We start from the raw sequence: 1558 nt of genomic DNA, 5'->3' as shown, positions 1-1558 counted from the left end.
ACAGTTACAGCCACAGTAATCTCTGTCCCTAAACAATCTCCTATATGTGGGGTAATGGTGTAAGTCACCACACCGGGACTTGTACCTGAGTTGGTCAGAGGCTGGATGATTTCATCCAAAGAACTTGGAATTTGGTTAGTGAACCCTGTTATGGTTCCCCCAATAGGTGAAGCCGTAATTGATGCCGTCCAACTGTAGGTAATGGCCTGTGTTCCCGTTGTAGGAGTGCTTAACTGTATACCTGTATTATCTTCAGAACAAATGACCTCTGATGCAGGAGTAGCAACAACTTCAGCAACTGGATCTACAGTAATCGTAAAGGTCTCGGGTGGCCCCTGGCAGGAAACCCCTCCGTTGGTAAAGGTTGGTGTTACTGTTACGGTAGCCACTATTGGAGCGTTGGTGATATTTACTGTGGTAAAGGCAGATAGATTACCAGATCCAGATAGCCCAGCACCGATATCCGTATCCATAGTCCAAGCATAGGTAGTAATTCCTACAGTGTTTTGAGTAGTGAAAGTCACCAATTGCGTACTCGATCCTGTACAAACAATCTGATCGTCAACGGAATCAGCCTGACCAGATGGATTTACCGTTACATCAACATCGATCGACCTTCCAGCACAATCTCCTATATGGGGGGTAATAGTATAAGTAACAACACCTGGACTTGTACCTGAATTTGTTAGGGGCTGGATAATTTTATCCAAAGAACTTGGACTTTGGTCGGAGAAGCCTGAAATGGTTCCTCCTGTGGATGGAGTTGTTATGACTGCCGTCCAACTGTAAGTAATAGCCTGTGTTCCCGATGTAGGAGTGCTTAATTGTATGTTTGTACTACCTTCCGAACAAATCACTTCCGAATCGGGCGTTGCTACCACTTCTGCTACTGGATTCACCGTCACTTCTATCTCAAATGCATCACCCACACAAGATCCGTCATCTCCTGAGGTTGGTGTTACCAAATAGATTACCGCTTTAACAGTATTAGTGCTGTTGGTCAACATCTGGGAAATCGAAACTACTCCCGCTGTATTGCTTGCTGTGGCCCCGCTGATTGCCGGATCAACAGTTTTGACCGTCCAGGTGTATGTAGTACCTGATGGAACTATGTCTCCTTCAGCTTCATCAACTGGAACAATATTAAAAGTATCACCCGAGCAGATCTCTGTGTCTTTATCTTCAATTACTGGTGTTGGATTTACTGTAATGGTAAAAGTCTCCGGTGTCCCCGAGCAGGAAACACCTCCGTTGGTAAATGTAGGGGTAACCGTTACGATAGCCCTAATCGGCTCGCTCGTAGGATTCAGCGCTGTGAAACTTGGTATTGCTGGCACATTACCCCCACTTGAAGCAGCTAGTCCAATAGCTGCATTGTCATTGGTCCAAGTATAGGTAGTAGTGCCTCCTGAGTTAACTGTTCCAAAGGTAATTAGATCTGTAGTTGCTCCAGCACATAATTCTTGATCATCAATACCATCAACCTGTGCTGTAGGATTTACAGTTACAGCCACAGTAATCTCTGTCCCTAAACAATCTCCTATATGTGGGGTAATGG

At 45.1% G+C, this 1558-nt stretch carries 1 protein-coding gene; it reads right to left on the bottom strand.

The window, feature by feature from the left end:
• Nucleotides 1-1558 (bottom strand): PKD-like domain-containing protein (locus tag IEV57_RS19220; RefSeq protein ID WP_229744582.1); only part of this gene is annotated, 1558 nt, incomplete at both ends.

Origin of the sequence: Belliella aquatica (genome assembly GCF_014637795.1) — a bacterium.
In the GTDB taxonomy this organism is placed as follows: Bacteria; Bacteroidota; Bacteroidia; order Cytophagales; family Cyclobacteriaceae; genus Belliella; species Belliella aquatica.
The sequence above is the reverse complement of the archived record's forward strand: the minus strand, read 5'-3'. Positions and strand labels throughout refer to the sequence as shown.